The sequence below is a fragment of the Arthrobacter sp. AK01 genome (assembly GCF_021109375.1).
In the GTDB taxonomy this organism is placed as follows: Bacteria; Actinomycetota; Actinomycetes; order Actinomycetales; family Micrococcaceae; genus Arthrobacter.
Map to the genome: position 1 here is coordinate 1 of NZ_JAJOHP010000086.1, position 17212 is coordinate 17212.

The 17212-nt window shown below is 64.8% G+C and carries 17 protein-coding genes; 11 read left to right on the forward strand and 6 right to left on the reverse strand.

The genetic code is table 11. From position 1 onward, the window contains the following. The 3 genes from LN996_RS20905 to LN996_RS20915 form a co-directional block, all read left to right on the forward strand. On the forward strand, positions 1 to 233 hold a 233-nt coding region (locus LN996_RS20905; RefSeq protein WP_231342818.1), incomplete at its 5' end, for a hypothetical protein. A gap of 306 nt (positions 234 to 539) precedes the next feature. Further along, the gene (locus tag LN996_RS20910; protein ID WP_231342820.1) at positions 540 to 1751 is read left to right on the forward strand and encodes a GGDEF domain-containing protein; all 1212 of its coding nucleotides are present in this window, start codon (positions 540 to 542) and stop codon (positions 1749 to 1751) included. 158 nt (positions 1752 to 1909) lie between these two features. Beyond that, positions 1910 to 2689: an isocitrate lyase/phosphoenolpyruvate mutase family protein gene (locus tag LN996_RS20915; RefSeq protein ID WP_231342822.1), complete on the forward strand. Its 780-nt coding sequence runs from the start codon at positions 1910 to 1912 to the stop codon at positions 2687 to 2689. A gap of 54 nt (positions 2690 to 2743) precedes the next feature. Here the strand turns inward: LN996_RS20915 and LN996_RS20920 are convergent, their stop codons facing one another. After that, positions 2744 to 3667 carry a LysR family transcriptional regulator gene (locus tag LN996_RS20920; RefSeq protein ID WP_231342824.1) on the reverse strand — a complete coding sequence of 308 codons (924 nt, stop codon included), beginning with the start codon at positions 3665 to 3667 and terminating at the stop codon, positions 2744 to 2746. 182 nt (positions 3668 to 3849) lie between these two features. Here LN996_RS20920 and LN996_RS20925 point away from each other — a divergent pair, with 182 nt between their 5' ends. Further along, entirely contained in the window at positions 3850 to 4194 is a 345-nt protein-coding gene (locus tag LN996_RS20925) for a YgjV family protein (protein WP_231342825.1), read from the forward strand. 109 nt (positions 4195 to 4303) lie between these two features. Then, a complete protein-coding gene (locus LN996_RS20930) occupies positions 4304 to 5335 on the forward strand; it encodes an LLM class flavin-dependent oxidoreductase (protein WP_231342826.1) in 1032 nt (343 codons plus the stop codon). Positions 5336 to 5344: 9 nt separating this feature from the next. On the opposite strand, the gene LN996_RS20935 is transcribed toward LN996_RS20930, so the two are convergent. Further along, positions 5345 to 5545: a hypothetical protein gene (locus tag LN996_RS20935; RefSeq protein ID WP_231342827.1), complete on the reverse strand. Its 201-nt coding sequence runs from the start codon at positions 5543 to 5545 to the stop codon at positions 5345 to 5347. Between the two features lie 167 nt (positions 5546 to 5712). On the opposite strand from LN996_RS20935, the gene LN996_RS20940 reads away from it, so the two are divergent. Genes LN996_RS20940 through LN996_RS20950 form a run of 3 tightly spaced genes read left to right on the forward strand, consistent with a single transcriptional unit; the run spans position 5713 to position 9255 of the window. Beyond that, a complete protein-coding gene (locus LN996_RS20940) occupies positions 5713 to 8352 on the forward strand; it encodes a CHAT domain-containing protein (RefSeq protein WP_231342828.1) in 2640 nt (879 codons plus the stop codon). Beyond that, a complete protein-coding gene (locus LN996_RS20945) occupies positions 8349 to 8690 on the forward strand; it encodes a CU044_2847 family protein (protein WP_231342830.1) in 342 nt (113 codons plus the stop codon). The genes LN996_RS20940 and LN996_RS20945 overlap by 4 nt, the downstream gene beginning before the upstream one ends. 58 nt (positions 8691 to 8748) lie before the next feature. Further along, entirely contained in the window at positions 8749 to 9255 is a 507-nt protein-coding gene (locus LN996_RS20950) for a universal stress protein (RefSeq protein WP_231342833.1), read from the forward strand. Positions 9256 to 9561: 306 nt separating this feature from the next. Here LN996_RS20950 and LN996_RS20955 read toward each other — a convergent pair whose 3' ends face one another. Genes LN996_RS20955 through LN996_RS20970 form a run of 4 tightly spaced genes read right to left on the reverse strand, consistent with a single transcriptional unit; the run spans position 9562 to position 14582 of the window. Next, complete coding sequence (locus LN996_RS20955; protein ID WP_231342835.1) at positions 9562 to 10953, reverse strand: GntP family permease; 1392 nt, start codon at positions 10951 to 10953, stop codon at positions 9562 to 9564. 23 nt (positions 10954 to 10976) lie between these two features. Continuing rightward, a complete protein-coding gene (locus LN996_RS20960) occupies positions 10977 to 11612 on the reverse strand; it encodes a bifunctional 4-hydroxy-2-oxoglutarate aldolase/2-dehydro-3-deoxy-phosphogluconate aldolase (protein ID WP_159707966.1) in 636 nt (211 codons plus the stop codon). Then, entirely contained in the window at positions 11609 to 13252 is a 1644-nt protein-coding gene (locus tag LN996_RS20965) for an amidohydrolase family protein (RefSeq protein ID WP_231342837.1), read from the reverse strand. The genes LN996_RS20960 and LN996_RS20965 overlap by 4 nt, the downstream gene beginning before the upstream one ends. A 10-nt stretch (positions 13253 to 13262) precedes the next feature. Further along, entirely contained in the window at positions 13263 to 14582 is a 1320-nt protein-coding gene (locus LN996_RS20970) for an alanine racemase (RefSeq protein WP_231342838.1), read from the reverse strand. A 247-nt stretch (positions 14583 to 14829) separates the two neighbouring features. Here LN996_RS20970 and LN996_RS20975 point away from each other — a divergent pair, with 247 nt between their 5' ends. The 3 genes from LN996_RS20975 to LN996_RS20985 are packed head-to-tail and all read left to right on the forward strand — an operon-like array spanning position 14830 to position 17019. Beyond that, on the forward strand, positions 14830 to 15852 hold the full coding sequence (locus LN996_RS20975; protein ID WP_231342839.1) for a sugar kinase: 1023 nt from the start codon (positions 14830 to 14832) through the stop codon (positions 15850 to 15852). Beyond that, on the forward strand, positions 15812 to 16618 hold the full coding sequence (locus LN996_RS20980; protein WP_308102750.1) for an IclR family transcriptional regulator: 807 nt from the start codon (positions 15812 to 15814) through the stop codon (positions 16616 to 16618). Before LN996_RS20975 ends, LN996_RS20980 begins: the two co-directional genes overlap by 41 nt. Continuing rightward, complete coding sequence (locus tag LN996_RS20985; protein ID WP_231342843.1) at positions 16615 to 17019, forward strand: RidA family protein; 405 nt, start codon at positions 16615 to 16617, stop codon at positions 17017 to 17019. Before LN996_RS20980 ends, LN996_RS20985 begins: the two co-directional genes overlap by 4 nt. Positions 17020 to 17212 lie beyond the last annotated feature (193 nt).

Sequence of the window (17212 nt, forward strand, 5' to 3'; positions counted from 1 at the left end):
CCCATCTGGGCGGGTGGGTGGCATGGGTGGGATACTGGCCGATTTTGCGGGACGGCGGCCGGCATATTCCATCGCCGATAAATCAGTATCGATTCCGTTATTGGCGTGCCTGGGAAAATCTGCTGTTTCCTCGACTGCTGGGCCCTTCGCTGGTTCTCGTGTTTTTTATTTCGGCCGCAGGCAGCATTGCAGGCATGGCAGCGGTCCGCATTAAAAGGCCCGCGGAACCTTAGAAGGCCCCGTGAAATCAGCCGCAAACAAGAGCCAGTGCAGGGCGTCCCTGAACGGGCGCTGACCCGCGAGGCAGCGCCCAACGCTGAACAAACGTGGCTCACGTCCGGGTTCGGATTCCTCCGGGTTCGGATTCCCCTCACTGATCCCTATTCACTAAAGTGAGAAAACATGCTTGACTGTTGGCTTTGTGGCCAAAAGCCAGTAGAGCAACAAATGCGGGGGATTAAGTGCAGCACGGAGATAGCGATCATTCGAGGGTAACAAATGAGGGATATTTGGTGCTCGGAAGTTAGCGGCGCAGCGCCATGATTGCACAATCAGTGCAAGAGGGAGCCATAGTCCTGGACCCCTTCTCCGTCAGGATCGTCCTCGGCCTGGTCACTCTGACCTTGATCGTCATTTCCTGTGCCTCGTCCCAACGAAGACGCTCGCCCTACGCCGAGTGGTGGCGGGTAGCCCTGTGCCTCTTTTTCGTTGGCAATGCAGCCTTCCTGCTGAACGGTACGGCCGCCCAACTGTGGGCCAATCCCGCCGGCAAGACCCTTGTTGTCGCGGGGACATTCTGTGTCTGGGCGGGGGCACGCACCCTCCGCGACCGCCGGGCAAGCGCGTGGCTGCTGTTGCCGGCTCCTCTTCTCAGTGGCTTTGCATCCGTTCTGGACGATCCGGGAAACAGCGTGTGGTCCGGCGGCTTGGTGTACCTGTGCCTGACGACGCTGGGAATCACGTTGGCCGCGATGGAACTGTGGTTCGCGAAACCTGCCCGGTCCAGGATCACCAAATTCCTGTCCATCGTCGCCGGGCTGACGGCCTTGTACTACCTGTTCCGGGCAGTGACCTTCGTGCTGGCCGGACCGGGCAACGAGGTTTTCCGGACCTTCTTTGGCTATGCGCCGGCTGCCCTGATGCATTTGATGCTGCTGGTGGCCGTGTCCTCCACCATGAATACGCTCAGCAACAAGCAGTTGATCAAACGCCTCCGGGAACGGGCGGATCGTGATCACCTGACCGGGTTGCTCAACAGGGGTGCTTTCCTGGAGCTGGCCTCCCGGCAGTTGGCGGGCCCTGCGTCCCATCACGGTGCGGCCCTGGTCCTGGCCGACCTGGACCATTTCAAGGCCGTCAATGATGAACACGGGCACTCGGCCGGTGACGCGGCCCTCCGCGCCTTCGCCACAGCCTGCACTGCCTCGGTCAGGTCGACGGATCTCGTGGCCCGATACGGTGGGGAGGAATTCATCCTGTTCCTGCCTGGAGCTACCCAACAACGGGCTGAGGTCATCGCTTCAGAAATCAGTAGCCGCCTATCGGCGATGCAGGGCCCGGATGGCTTGCCGTTCCCAACAGTGAGCTACGGCGTCACCTCGACAGGCACGGACGTTCCGGACCTGGCCTTCATGATCAACGTGGCAGATGCCGCGCTTTACAATGCGAAAGCCCAGGGCCGGAACAGGGTCGTAGGAGCAGAGCCGGCGGAAACGGAACCAGCGGCAGAAGCCGGCCACCCGACGTCGTAGTTTCCACCGCTACGTAGTACATGGGCACACGATGCATGGTGTGCCGCCTCACCCCCCAGGCTGTTTCCATGGCCCGACGTTATGCCTAGGCTGTGGGTGGCAAGTGAGACTGGTTCCCACCCGTGGATCACGGAGAACAACGATGACGGAGAACGACGATGACTGACGCAAATATCAACGCCCGTGCACAGCAGCTCAAAGCCCTGCATGAGGCACCGGAAATCCTGAGTGTGGTCAATGTGTGGGACGCCATCAGTGCCCGGACAATTGCAGCACTGCCTGAGACGAAGGCCATTGCCACTGCGGGGCATTCGATTGCTGCAGCCTTTGGCTATGCCGACGGAACCATGCCCTTGGACGTCGCACTGGACGGCGTGAAACGCATCGTCGACGCGGTGGATCACCCGGTCACTGCCGACCTGGACGATGGCTACGACAACCCGGCCGAGACCATCCGCCGGGCGATGGGGATCGGCGTAGTTGGTGCCAACGTCGAAGACCGGCTTCGGCCCTTCGACGAGGCCGTGGCCCGCGTGCAGTCGATCATGTCGGCAGCCGCCGACGAAGGCATCCAGTTCCAGCTGAACGCACGCACCGACGCGATCGCCCGGGGCGGGGACCGGCCGATCAAAGACAGCATCGAGGACGCCATCGCCAGGGGACGCGCCTTCCTGGACGCCGGCGCTGCGCTGGTCTTCGTGCCAGGCGCCATGACCCGTGAAGTCATCGAACCGCTGGTTGAAGGCCTCGGTCACGGGAAGCTCTCCGTGATCGGTGCACCTGGAGCCCTGCCCGCTGCCGAGCTCCAGAAACTGGGTGTGGCCCGCGTGTCCTACGGCCCGTTTACGCAGCGCGTGGCCCTGCGTGCACTGCAGGACCTCGCCACCGACCTGTACGGCTCGGGAGTGATCCCTACTGACACCCCGGCCCTCAACTAACCTGAAGCAGTCGCCGGCTGCCTGACCTGCCCCGCCTGCGAAAGGCGCGGCGGGTCAGGAGCCCGAGCGGGTGTCGAACGCCGCCGCAGACTCCCGGAGCAGCCGGGCCACCGTGTCCACGGGCAGGCTCGCCGCCCTTCGCCGGTCGAAGCGTCGCAAGGCGATGTGCCGGGTCCCCAAACCGGGAACGTCCAGGATGTCCACTTGGTCATGGACCACGCCGGTGAGCGCCAAGGTGGGCACGATGGCAACCCCCTCGCCGGCAGCGACGAGTGCCAGCGCGGTGAGTGTGTCGTGGTACTGATGAACAGTCTCAATCCGGGCACCCGTCGAGTGGCGGAGACGCCCGAGCACTGCTGTGTTGGCTGCTGACGGCTCGACTCCCAGCCACGGCAAGTGCAAACGGGTCAGGTCGATGTTGTCCGTGCCCAGCAGGGTTCCTGTGGGCACCACGAGCTTCCATGGTTCATCCAGCAGGGGTTCCTGCACCATTCCGGCCGCCATCGGATGCTGCTCGGCCGCTGTCGAGTCCTGTTCAATCACCACAGCATCGAGCTGGCGTTGGCGGAGCAGCCGCATCAGCGCGGGATAGGAATCCTCCACGATCTGAATCTGCAACTGGGGGTATTGGCTGCGCCACTCCGGAAGACGCGGGATCACCACTGTCCGCATGAAACTGGTGAATCCGCCCACGCGCACAACACCTGCGATGTTGACCTCGCTTTGCATCCGGGCGCGGGCCACGTTGAGGGCTCGTTCTATCTCTTCCCCCGCCTCGGCCATGGCCAGGCCTGCGGGTGTGAGCACGGAGCCTTTAGGGGTTCGCAGGAGTAGCGCCTGCCCTGCCTCGTTCTCGAGTTTGCTGAGCTGCTGCGACACCGCGGAGGGCGTAATCCGCAGTTCATCAGCTGCCGCGAGGACGCCGCCGGTACGGGCAACAGCGAGAAGAACCAGCAGTCGGCGCGGGTCCATATCCATGTTAAGCGCTCCTAAACACGGGCTTCAGAATATTGCAATTGAACTAAACGGCTTACTCACTCAATATTGACTCAAAAGCACGATTCCGTCGCCCAACACCGACTACCGAATCAAGCCTCCACTCCGGACCACACGCCGCCCGCCGGCTTCATCCGAGTGCCCAAAATCATGAAAGGACTCCCATGGAAATGCTGTTCGAAATCACCGGCTGGGCCGGCGCAGTGGCAATGCTCGGCGGCTACATGGGAGTGTCACTGGGCTGGTTGCAGGCGGGCAGCACCTTCCAGACGGTCAATCTTTTTGGTTCATGCGCGTTCATCGTCAATGGCACGCTCCATGGAGCCTGGCCCTCCGTCGTGACGAATGTCGCCTGGTTCCTGATCTCGGCAGTGGCTCTTCTCCGGATGCGGGCCAAGCAGCGGCCTGCGCGGGTCGCAGCCCAGGCTCCGGAAAGCCCGTCACTGCGCCCGGACACTGCCGCCCAGGTCATCGTCGCGGCAACCCGCCCGGCCGCCAGCTGCGCGTAGTTCTGGCACCAGAAGCAGTCCTCCATCACAAAAGGTAACGTCCCGCCGTCGCCCCCGGGACCGCAGCCTATTCTGGGCAGTAGCCGCCGCCCGACCGTGAAGGAAGCCCATGCCCATCCCCGAACACCCCCTGCGCAAGCTTGGTTTCCTCACTATCGGCCTGTTCGATCCAGCTGACCCGGCCGCCGGGCACCAATCGACGTTGGAGATCATCGAACTCGGCGAGCGGCTGGGGTTCGACAGCGCCTGGCTGCGGCACCGCCACCTGCAGTTCGGGATCTCCTCACCTGTTGCGGTCATGGCCGCGGCAAGCCAGCGCACCTCCAGGATTGAGCTCGGCACCGCCGTGACGCCGTTGGGTTGGGAAAACCCCTTGCGGCTGGCCGAAGATCTGGCCACCGTGGACCTGCTCTCCGGTGGGCGGATCAACCCGGGGCTGAGCGTCGGCGAACCCATGAACTTCGACACTGTGAAACATGAGCTCTATCCGGACACCGCTGACGTGGAGGACTTCAGCTACGCACGGGTGGACCGGCTTGCCCGTCTGATAGCCGGCGAAAAAGTGCGGGACTTCTCCGGGAAGCAAGGCGTAGTGGAGGAATTCTCCAACCGCGTGGAGCCGCACTCCGCCGGGCTTCGTTCACGGCTTTGGTATGGGGCGGCAAGCATGAAATCGGCCGTGTGGGCCGGAGAAAACGGCTTCAATCTGCTCTCCAGCAGCGTCATCTTCCCCGACAAGGACCAGGAGCCGGATTTCGCCGGGGTCCAACAGTCACAGATCCGCGCTTACCGCGCGGCCCCCGCCCTGGCAGGGAACACTGCCCGGGTATCGCAGGGGCTGGTGGTAATTCCCACGGATTCGGCATCACCGGCCCAGCGGCAGAAGTACCAGCGGTACGTGGACGAACGCACACCACGCACACGCACGCCCCAAGGACCGAAGCGCATGATGTTCGCCCAGGACATCATCGGTACCAGCGATGACATCGCCGAGCAGCTCTACGCCCATCAGGGATTCCAGGAAGTCGACGAGGTTGCCTTCGCGCTGCCCTTCAGCTTTGACCAGGAGGACTATGTACAGATCCTCACCGACATCGCGGGCAAGCTGGGACCGGCCCTGGGATGGAAGCCGGCCGGCTAAGCAGCCTCGTCAGTCCACGAACTCCGACTGCGTCTCAATGAAGTCCCAATCGGCGACGGTCAGCACACCGCTGACCTTGTCCCGGTGGGGTCCGCCGGCTTCGGCAATATGCTGCAGTACTTGCAGCGGAAGTTCGTCGGCACGCAGGTTTTCGCGCAGCCATTCCTTGCTGTCCAAGTGCAGATCGAGCCACCACATGTAAATTTCCATCGCAGACCGCCTTCCTTCGAATTAACCGTAGGCCGGGGCAGTTGCGTCTACAAGGGTCCCGGCCTACGGGCTCTTGTGGCGGGGCGGGCTTAGGGCCAATCTATTCCTAGGGGCACTCCCGGCTCACTGGATGTGCGGCGGATTGCCCTCTGCACAAGGGATCCGCGATGGACTGTGACATCGAGCTGGAAATTGATACCGGCTCCGCACGCGGCGAATATACGGTGCACGTAGTCCGTGCCCCGGCGGGAGGCCACGCTTCGGGGGCATTCACCCTTGACGTGGACGGCATCCTGGACCGGCTCCCCCAACTGGAGGCCACAGTACTTGCTTCCGCTGTTGCCGCCCGCAGGACCATGCCCGTGGCCGAGATGGCCGTCCGCGAGGTTGGCCAGGAGCTGTTCCAGGCGCTGTTCACTCGCGAGGTCTACGGCACGTACCGGGCAAGCCTGGGTGCGGCGCAACACGCCGGCCAGCAACTGAGGGTTGTCCTGAGACTGGCAGCCCCGGAACTGGCCACCATGCCTTGGGAGACCCTGTTCGACCCGGAAACCGAAACGTACCTCTGCCAGACCGAGCCCCTGCTCCGGCACGTCCCCGCCCCCGATTACAACCTGAACCCCTTGGATGTGGCGCCTCCGTTGCGCATCCTCGGGATCGTGGCCTCACCCCGGGACCTGCCCACTTTGGACGTCGACGCGGAGAAGGACCACTTGGGCCGGGCTCTTGCCGGTCCGGTGTCCGAAGGCCGGGTGGAGCTGGTTTGGGCAAAGAGCGGCACTTGGGATGACGTGCAGTCCATGCTGCTCGCCGGCCCCTGGCATGTGGTCCATTTCGTGGGACACGGCGACTACGACTCCCGTACCGACGAAGGCCGGATAGCGCTGGTGGGGCCGGATGGCAGGGCCGCGATGGTCCGTGCCGTCCGACTCATGGCCCTGCTCAGCGTCGCCGCACCCCGTCCCCGGTTGGTGGTGCTGAACTCGTGTTCCTCCGGCGAAATGGGGCAGTCAGACCTCTTCTCAGGCACCGCGTCGGCCTTGGTCCGGAGCGGCATCGGAGCCGTGGCAGCAATGCAGTTCGCCATCAGCGACTACGCCGCAATCGCCTTCGCCCACGGTTTCTACGCCGCCATCGCAAACGGCCGCACAGTGGACGAGGCAGCACGGATCGGCAGGATCTCGGTCATGGCCAGCCCGGACGGCACCCTGGAGTGGGTCACCCCTGCCCTCTACGTCCGCGGCGGCTCCACCCAACTGTTCACCTTGAAGGGAACGCCCCGCGCGCCCGGTTTCGTTGACGGGACAGGCTCGGTTGCGGGCACTGGTTTTGCTACCGGCACGACGGCGGCAACATCAGCGGGTGGCCAGGCTGCGGGTTCGACGGCGGTCACCCCGGTGGGCGGTCAGGCGGCAATCCCACCGGGATTTGCCGGTGGTTCCGGAAGCGGTGCTGCGCAGGCCATGAAACGCGCCCAACTGCGTGCGTTGTATGTTCAGGCATCGGCGGAACTGCGGGCACGGCGCTTCGAGCAGGCCGTAGAGCTGTTCGAAGACCTCCTGACACTGGAACCCGGATATCGCGACGCCACAGCCTTGAAGGACAACGCGCGGCACCGGCTTGAGCTGGCCCGGACGTACCGCGAAGCTCTCGAAGCTGAAGAAGCGGGCGATTGGTTGGCCGCGGCAGATGGCTTCGCCGTGGTCCAGGACGACCCCGCGTACCCAGAAGCCGCAGCCCGGAGGCAGGACTCCGAACGGCGGCAACGCATCTCCGATCTGCAGGGCGAGCTGCGCTATCACTCGTCCCTCGGCTCGTGGGAGGCGGTGCTGGACGTGTCGGAAGAGTTGGCGGCCGTGGACGCCGGCGCAACGGATCCCGACGGACTCGCCACGGCAGCGCGGGCAGAAATCGAGAAGGCCAGGCCCAAGGAGCCACCCCCGGCTGAGGTGCCTGTGGTTGCCGGGGCCACTGAAGATGAGACACCACATGGCTCCTACACAGCGGCCGATTCTCCGTTGCGGCCACTGCGGAAACCGACGCCGGCACACACCGTCGCCGCGGACCAAAGTCCCGGCCCTGGGACTGGCGCGAACCCCGCCCCAACTACCGGCACCGAAGAACGTCCGGCACCTGACCCAGCCCCTGACGAAACCAAAGCTGAGGCACCCGACGGCGTCCCGGCGTCGGGCGCTGGCGTTTCAGCACCCGACCCCGGAGGCGGGCCGGAGCCGCTGCTGTGGACGCCGTTGGCGTGGGGCGGCGCCGCGCTGGCTGTTGCAGGCGGCGTGGGAGCGTGCTTCGCGGTGTTCTTCATGTGGTTCGACGTCGAGTTCTGGCAGGACAACGGCGGCGACATCGTTCTTCGGGTCCTTTATGGGCTGTTGGCTCCTATCGGGTTCCTGCTGTTGGCCGTCGCGGGCCTCCCGGAGCGATCAGCCCAAGGAAGGTTGGCCATGGCGGGCGTTGTGGTTTCCCAGGCCGCTTTTGGCTTGGCCGGCCTCAACTACACGGTTGAGGTAACCGCAGTCGTGTCCAGCTTTATCCTGTGCGTTTTTGGGCTGTGGGCGGGCGTCCTGGCACTCCGGAATCCGGCACAACGGACTCTCGCATGGTTCTTGCTGCTGCCCCCTGTGCTGCAGCCCATCATCTGGATTCAAGGGAAAGGCGTGTTCATGGAGAGCTGGTATATGACGCAGGCGCTGCCATTGCTCCTGCATTTGCTGCTGCTTTGCTCGGTGGGCATTGGAATCATGGTCACTGCCCGCAGGCTTCGTCCGGTTGCTGAAGCGGGGACCGCGCCATGAGCAGGCTGGTTGAGTTCACTACCGACGACGGCGGCACGGTTGTTGTGGAGGTCGCGAGCGCTGCGGGGAGCCTGGTGACCAGGGGCGGCGATCATGCAGGGGATCATTCCGGCATTTTCGCGCGGGCCCAGCAGACCTTCGAGCGGGCGTTGGCGCATGTGCGCCCAGCGGTTCAGGGGGTCATCGATGAGCTCCTTAGCCTGGAGAACCGTCCGGATGAGGTGAGTGTGGAATTCGGCATCGACCTTCATGCGGAGGCGGGCGCGTTCATTGCATCGGCGAGCACGGGCTCCAATTTCACAGTGCGCCTCACGTGGAACAGGCCCTCTGAAAGCTAACCCGCAGTAGCCCCCAAACAGCCTGTTCATTGGATCGCCCCGGCGCAACAATAAGGGTATGGCTGCGGAAAATTTCAGCGGACCGATTCCCTTGGTTGTAGGGGTTCTGCCGGACCAGCATGTGGAGGTCCTCCAAACTGCCCGGACCTTGGCCGAGCGGCTCGGCGTGCCGTTGGTGTGCGCGTACGTGGACGAGGCCAGCTACCTCGTGGAGTGGGACCCATCCCGGGAGACACACCGCATGTCGCTTCATCCCGAGAAGGACGATGCCGACGTCGAGGCCGTGCGCGGCGATCTTGGCAGGGTTATCGCAGAGGCGATGGACGGCGGCACGGCTGATTGGACCTTGCGTCTGCTGGCCGGCGATCCGGCCCGGGCCTTGGGCAGGCTCGCCGCGGATATCAACGCCTCAATGATCATCGTTGGGACGCCGGAGCCGGGTTTGGGGCATCGGATTTCGGAGGCCTTGAATGGTTCGGTGGCGGCGTGGCTCAGCCATCACCAGCGCCGTCCCGTACTGATCGTGCCCCGGAAAAAGAGGCCTGACGGTGCCCATAAAAACTAAAGCGAAAGTACTTATTCAAGGTGGTGGCAAAGGGGTTCCCCGCAACGTAGAGTAATTACTGCAGGTCGGCCAAAGCCCCTGCTCAAAGACCGCTCCGGAGTGCGTATCCCCCAATAACGCACTCCGGAGCTCTTTGCTTTAAGCGGCCTGCCCACATGTACCGCCACCACCTTCTTTGACGCGACAACGGCCCCGACACACCTTTACCAAGGCGTGTCGGGGCCGTTTCGATTTCATCGTGGGTGGCAGCGGTTCAGGCTCAAACGGACGGGCACGACGCCGGCGCCTGGGTTGGGTGCCGGAACGTCACCTGACGAAGGTGTACAGCAGGGCCGCCATCCCGAAGCCCACGATGGAGAGCACCGTTTCCAGCACGGTCCAGGTCTTCAGGGTGTCCTTGACGGACATGTTGAAGTACTTGGAAATGATCCAGAAGCCGCCGTCGTTCACGTGGCTGGCAATGATGGAGCCCGAGGAAATGGCCACCACGATCAACGCGAGCTGCGGCTGCGAGTACCCGGAGGCCAAGCTGGGAGCCAGGATGCCGCCGGTGGTCACGATCGCCACGGTGGCCGAACCCTGCGCGATGCGCATGCCGGCGCTGATCACGAAGGCGGAGAGGATGATCGGCAGGCCTGCCTGGGACAACGAATCCGCAACGGCCTTGCCCACGCCGGTGGCCGAGAGGACCGCGCCGAAGAAGGCGCCGGCACCGACAACCAGCAGGATCATGCCCACGGGACGCAGCGAAGAGCCCGTGATTTCGCTGAGCTCGGCCGAGGTCATGCCGCGTCGGATGCCCAGGAGCCACATGGCCAGCAGCACGGCCACGGTCAACGCGATGGCCGGGTTGCCGAAGAACTGGAGGATGTCCCGGAACGTGCCCGCAGGGGCAAAGATGTTGCCGAACGTGCCGCCGAGGATGAGGATCATGGGCAAGCCGATGGCCAGGAGGACAAGTCCAATGGACGGCTCGTTGCCCTTGGCCTGATCAGATTCCGGAACAATCCGGTCCTCCGGCACGGAAACCATCACGCGCTTGCCGATGTACGTGCCCCACAGGATGCCCGAAGCGAACCAGGCCGGAATGCCGCAGATGAGGCCCATGAGGATGATCCATCCAAGGTCCACGCCGAACAGTCCAGCGGCCGCAACCGGTCCGGGGTGCGGCGGCAGGAAGGCGTGGGTCACGGAGAGGCCGGCGAGCAAGGGCAGCGCGTAGAGGGCCAAGGACTTGCCACCACGGATCGCAGCAACGTAGACCAGCGGCGCCAGGACGAAGATGCCGATATCGAAGAACACCGGAATACCCAGCACGAAGCCGGTGATACCCATGGCCAGCGGGGTGCCCTTTTCGCCGAAGATCTTCACCAGCTTCCCCAACAGCACTTCAGCGCCGCCGGACCGCTCAAGGATGGCGCCAAGAACGGTGCCGAGGCCGATGATCACGGTGATGTGGCCCAGGATGCCGGCGAAACCCTTCTCAATCAGGGCGTCGCTGCTCTTGGTGGCTGAGCCCACCAGGGCCTCCACGGAGATCCCGCCCACCAGGGCAACGATCACACCGGTTCCCACCAGGGCGATGAACGGCTCAAGTTTGACCTTGATGATCAGGAACAGCAGAAGGGCAATGCCTGCACCTGCAAGGAGGAGCAGCCCGGCAGTATCGTGCCGCAGCCAGTCAAGGAATTCATTCATGGGCGTTTCTTTCTGGGTGAGTCCTACTTGAGGGTGCCGGTGAAGGCGGCGGCACGTGCCGCAATGTCTGCCCAGTCGCCTGCTGCAACTGCTGCGGGCGGGACTACGCTGGTGCCGCAGCAGACTGCGGCAGCACCGGCGTCGAGGTAGCTCTTGGCGTTGGAGGCGTCGATGCCTCCCGAAGGCAGCAAGCGGATGCCCGGGTACGGGCCCTGCAGGTCCTTCAGATACGCCGGGCCGAGCTGCCGGGCGGGGAAAATCTTGACGGCGGCCGAGCCCAGGTCCAGGGCCTGCGCCACCTCGGTGGGGGTCATGGCGCCGAGGCTGAACGGGATCCCCGCAGCCACGGCAACGGCGGCAACCTCCGGCCTGAGGCCGGGGGTCACCAGGAACTGCGCACCTGCGTCGATCGCCGCGCGGGCTTGGTCCGCTGTCATCACCGTGCCGATTCCGACGGCGGCACCATGCTCCGCTGCCGTCTCCGCCGCACGCTGTACGTGCTTGAGAACATCCGGGGTGGTGAACGTCAGCTCGACACTGCGGATGCCGCCGTCGGCCAGTGCCCGGCAGAGATCCGCGGCGTCGGTGATGGACGGGGCGCGGACAACCGCGAGGGTACGGTCGGCTTCGAGCTGCTGGAGGAACTGTTCAGGGGTCATTGTTGTCCTTCTCTGGTGAGGCCGTCGCTGCTGCGGCGCAGGGCGCGGCCGGCGCGTGCGCCGGTGGGTTGGCCGGCGTCGATCGCTGCCGCGCCGTTGACGAAGACGTACTGGATACCGCTGGCGGCTTGGCGGGGGTTCTCAAAAGTGGCTTCGTCGCGGATGGTTTCGGGATCGAAGAGCACGACGTCGGCCGCGTAGCCTTCGCGGACCAGCCCCCTGTTGTGGAGCTTGAGCCGTGCGGCAGGACGGCCGCTGAGATGGTGGACCGTTTCCTCGAGGCTGAGCAGTCCGAGGTCGCGGGAGTAGTGGCCGAGGTAGCGCGGGAACGTGCCCCAGGCCCGGGGATGTGGCTTGGCGCCGACCAGGAGTCCGTCGCTGCCGCCGGTGTGGGTCCGGTGCTTCATGATGGCCTGCACGTTTTCTTCATGGCCTACGTGCTGCAGGATTCCGGTTCCGAGGCGGTCTTCGGTGAGGATGCGCGCGAAAACGTCGAAGGGCTCTTGCTGGGTTTCCGCAGCAATGTCCCTGATGGTCTTTCCCACGTGACCCGCGAGCGCCGGGTTCTGGACGCCGCTGATTTCCAGGGTGTCCCACTCGGCCACTACGCCGTGGCAGCCATCGGAGCCGTAGACCTCCACGGCTTCACGGATCTTCGCGCGGGTTTCAGGATCTGCCAGGCGCGCGAGAGTGGCTTCCGTGCCGCCGGAGGAGGCCCAGCTCGGCAGGATCGCCGCAAGAGTGGTGGCTCCCGGGAGGTATGGGTAGGTGTCCAGGGTGATGTCCACGCCTTCATCGAGGGCGGAGTCGATCAGGTTCAGGAGTTCCCCGGCGCGGCCCTTGTTCTCAGCGAAGTTCATGGTGGCATGCGACAGGTGCAGTGCGCAGGCGGTGTCGCGGCTCAGCCCGATCATCTCGGCGTAGGCACCAAGCGCTCCCTTGCCGTAGGAGCGGTGATGCGGTGCGTAGAAGCCGCCCAACTCCCCCACCGTCCGGCAGAGCCCGGCAAGTTCCTCGGTTTGGGCGTACATGCCCGGCGTGTAAGTCAGGCCCGAGGACATTCCCACGGCGCCCTCCTCCATCGCCGCGCGGATGACGTCCTGCATCTGCTGCTGTTGCTCCGGCGTGGGGTCGCCTTCGGCGAAGCCCATCACCATGGCCCGGACGGTTCCCTGTGGGACGAGGTACGCGGCGTTGGTGGCGATGCGGCCACCGTCGTGTTCTGCGTCGAGGCGGTCGAGGTACTCGCCCACGGTCCGCCAGTTCCAGTCGAAATCGGCCGGGTTGTCGTTCCAGCCGGCGATCTTCTCCCGGACACCGGCCAACGTCGCATCGTCCACCGGCGCGTAGGACAATCCGTCCTGGCCGAGCAATTCCGTGGTGACGCCCTGGCTGAGCTTGGCGTAGTGGTCCCTGTTGACCAGAAGTTGCAGGTCCGAGTGCGCGTGCATGTCGACGAACCCGGGACTCAGGACAAGTCCCGTGGCGTCGATGACGCGGTCGGCACCGGTTTCCGCTGCGGTGAGGGTCCCGGCGTCGACGACGGCGGCAATCACCGCACCGTCCAGCAGGACATCCGCGGGGTGGCGGTCGGATCCGGTTCCGTCCACCAGGGTGGCGTTGCTGATGAGTGTCTTCATGGCATGGGTCCTAGAAGAAGGTATGGATGAGGTCCACGACGGTCTGGTCGCCGGCGGTATCCGCGAGGACCGGGATGACGGTCCATTTATCGAAGGCGGTGCACGGGTGGGACAGGCCCAGCCGGACGACGTCGCCGGGGTTCACCGTGGTGGTGTTGGCGTCGTAGGTCATGAAGCTGTGCTGGTCATTGACCGAGGTGATTTCGGCGCCCACCAAGGGGTCCATGGCTCCGCCCAGTGTTGGGCCGATGAGCTGCGGTTCGGGCAGGCCTTCGTCGAACGGGAGGTCACGCTTGCCGGCGTCGAGGATGGCCAGGCCGGGTTCCGTCTGCGAAACGACGCGTGCCCAGCCGTACATTCCAGCGCTGAACGGCTGATTGCCTTCACGGGAAAACGGCGAGATTCCGCGGTAGAAACCGTCGTCGTGGATGATGTACGCCCCACTGCGGATCATGAGGTCCACAGATACGGAATCAGACCCAGTCTCACCGGCCGCTCCTGTTTTTCCGATGTACGGCGACAAGACGGTGACAACATCGTCAAAGTAGGCGCTTCCCCCCGCGGTGAGGATCACCTCGCTGGAGCCGTACAGCCCTTCGGTGAGCAACTGCTCATGAAGCAGCCCCATCCGGGCGAGGTAGCCACGGACGGCGGCCAGGCCGGCGTCGTCCGCTGTGTGCGCGAGCGAGCCTTCGTACCCACTGACGCCTACCAGGCGGAGGTTCGGGGAGGACGAAATCGCGCGGGCCACGTCCATGGCGGCTTCGACGCCACGGGCGCCGGTCCGGCCGCCATGGGCACCGAGCTCCACCAGGACGTCCAGCACGGCCCCACTGCCGGCGAGGGTCCGGTCGATGACATCCACGGTTCCCAGGGAGTCGATCCAGGACAGGATGGTGGTCCCGGCGGGCTGGCCGGCTACCCACTGGATCGCCTGCGGATCCGTGAGGCTGTTGGCCAGCTGCAGGTTCCGGACCCCGAACTCCCGGGCAACCCGGAGCTGCGCGAAGTTGGCCAGCGTGATGCCCCAGGCGCCCCGGTTGAGCTGCTCGGTCCAGAGCTGCGGCGACATGGTGGTCTTGCCGTGCGGCGCGAGGAGGACTCCGCGTTCCGTGCACCACCTGGCGAGGCGATCGGCGTTGGTTGCGAGCGCTGAAGCGTCGAGTGTCAGCAGCGGCGTCTGGAGGTCGGCCAACGTGTGCTTGGCGGCGAGGAAGTCCGCGTGGGTTGTCCCGTTGTCGGTTGCCGGCACGGCCTTGTGCCGCCAGTCGAGCCTGCGGTCTGCGAGGCCGGCCACGGCGGTCCCCGAAATGGCTTCGGAAGTGTTCACGCGTTCATTCCCTTCGCGGTGCTGCGTTTTTGGAGCTGCGTTGTGGGGTTGTTTGGGGAGGTTTTCCCTTAGCGTTGCGTATTTTGCAACGCTGGTTGCAAACCTGCTGGTGATATGTCTAACATGGTGGCGGATTGAGAGTCAAGGCCGCGGCATACCCGCAGAGCCTCCCAATCTGCCGCGAATCGCCCAGAATTCGTGGCCCACCAAAGGCGCTGGGAAGCGCAACGATGAGTGCGGGAGAACGATGCTTTCAGCTGTATGCGTTGGCGAAACCATGGCCATGCTTACCCCTGTCCATGCCGTTCCCCTGCACCTTGCCACCGAGCTCCACTTCGGAATCGGCGGCGCAGAATCAAACGTCGCCATGGGCCTGGCGGCCATGGGGCTGGACACCCACTGGGTCAGCCGGGTGGGCCGCGATGGCTTCGGCACGCGCATCCTCCACGACCTCCGGGACCACGGCGTCGGCGTGTCCGGCGTCGAGGTTGACGATTCCCTGCCCACGGGCCTTTACGTGAAGGTCCCCGCCCAGGAAGCAGACCCCGACGGCGGCAGTTCAGTTCTGTACTACCGGCAAGGCTCAGCGGCGTCGGCCATGGGACGGGCCACGCTCGCCAATCCGGCCGTTTCCTCCTTGCTGGAGAATGCTGCGCTGATTCATCTGAGCGGGATCACCGCTGCCCTCTCCCCCGAGTGCCTGTCATTGCTGGAGGCCATCCTGACCGCACCGCGGAACGGCCGGACCATCAGCTTCGACGTCAACTGGCGCGAAGCCTTATGGGCAGGCCAGGACCGTTCCGTCCTGCAGCGCCTGGCGAACCTGGCCGACGTCGTACTCGTTGGAAAAGACGAAGCCGAGCACGCCTTCGGCACCACCGACGAAGCCGAACTCCGCCGGATGATGCCGGATCCCGAGGTTCTGGTCATCAAGAACGAGGCCATCAGCGCCATTGCGCTGACACGCGGCACGGCTGACTCAAGTGGCACCCGGGAAGAGGTGTCCGCCCTGTCCGTCGCCGTCGTCGAGCCTGTTGGCGCGGGTGACTCGTTCGCCGCCGGTTACCTCAGCGGCATGCTGTTCGGCCTCGGCCAGAAAGAAAGCCTCCGCCGCGGACATGTGGCAGCAGCGTGCACCCTCACTGTTCACGGCGACCGCGGCCCGCTGCCCGATGCCGCCGAGCTTGCAGCCATCCTGGATTCTTCGGATGACGCCTGGGCTGCTATTCATGTTGAAGACGGACAATTCAACACCAGAACCGGAGCGTGACACTGTGAGCCAGAGCCTCATGCGGGCCATCGACCTGCTCGGCGAACTCGCCGCCAAACCCGCAACGCTGGACGAGCTCGCGTCCAAGGCCGCGGTGCACAAGACCACCGTGATGCGGCTTCTGCACGCCATGGAGGAGAAGCGTTTTGTGGTGCGCGACGAGGACCAGCGGTTCATGCTCGGCTCAAAGCTGTTCGAACTGTCCTCGCTGGCACTGGAACAACGGGACATCCGCAAGGTGGCCCACCCGCATTTGGCCGACTTGAACGGCCGCACCGGGCACACTGTGCACCTTGCCGCCTTCGAAGGGAGCGAGGTGGTGTACATCGACAAGTTCGAGTCGCACCACCCCGTCCGCATGTACTCGCGCATCGGCCTGACTGCATCGCTGCACTCGGCCGCTGTGTCCAAGGTCCTCCTCGCCGATATGCCGCGCAGCCGGCAGGAAAAGATCGCGGCGGGGCTGGACTACATCAAAGTTACCGAGAACACCCTGACCTCGCCGGAGGCCCTCCTGGCCGAACTCGAGCAGGTCAAGGAACAGGGCTGGGCCCACGACAACGCCGAGCACGAAGCCTTCGTGCACTGCATCGCGACCCCCATCCGCGACGCCAGCGGCACCGTTGTAGCAGCAGCCTCTTGCTCGGTACCGGTAGTGATGCTCAGCTATGAAGGCTTGCTTGAGCTGCTGCCCGACCTCAAAGCCAGCACCGAGTCCATCTCCAACGACCTCGGCTGGATCAGCCACGAAAGGAACTCAGCATGAGTGAAAAGACCGTAGTACTGACCGAAAACGCCCCCGCCCCGGCGCACGTATTCTCGCAGGGCATCAAAAAGGGTGGCATGTTCCAGGTTTCCGGCCAGGGACCCATGGACCCCGCCACCAACCAATACATCGGCGACGGCGACGTCCGCGTCCAGACCCGTCGCACGCTGGAAAACGTGAAGGCCATCCTGGAAGCCGGCGGCTCCTCCGTTGAAGACGTCCTCATGTTCCGCGTCTACCTCACCACCCGCGACGACTTCGCCGCAATGAACGAGGTCTACGGCGAGTTCATCCGCGAGAACGTGCCCAGCGGCCAGCTGCCGAGCCGCACCACCGTCTTCGTGGACCTGCCCCACGAGGTCATGCTGGTGGAGATCGACGCCCTGGCAGTCACCGCGTAACCCCCTCCCACCTAACTACAGCTTCCACCGGACGCTCTCTCACCGCCGGAACGGTTTCGGGGAAGGCTCTCTCACCGCCCGCACGGGAGAGGGGGGGGGGGGGGGGGGGGGGGCGGGGGGGGGCGCGGGGGGGGGGGGGGGGGGGGGGGGGGGGGGGGGGGGGGGGGGGCGCCGGGGCGGGCGGGCGGGGGGG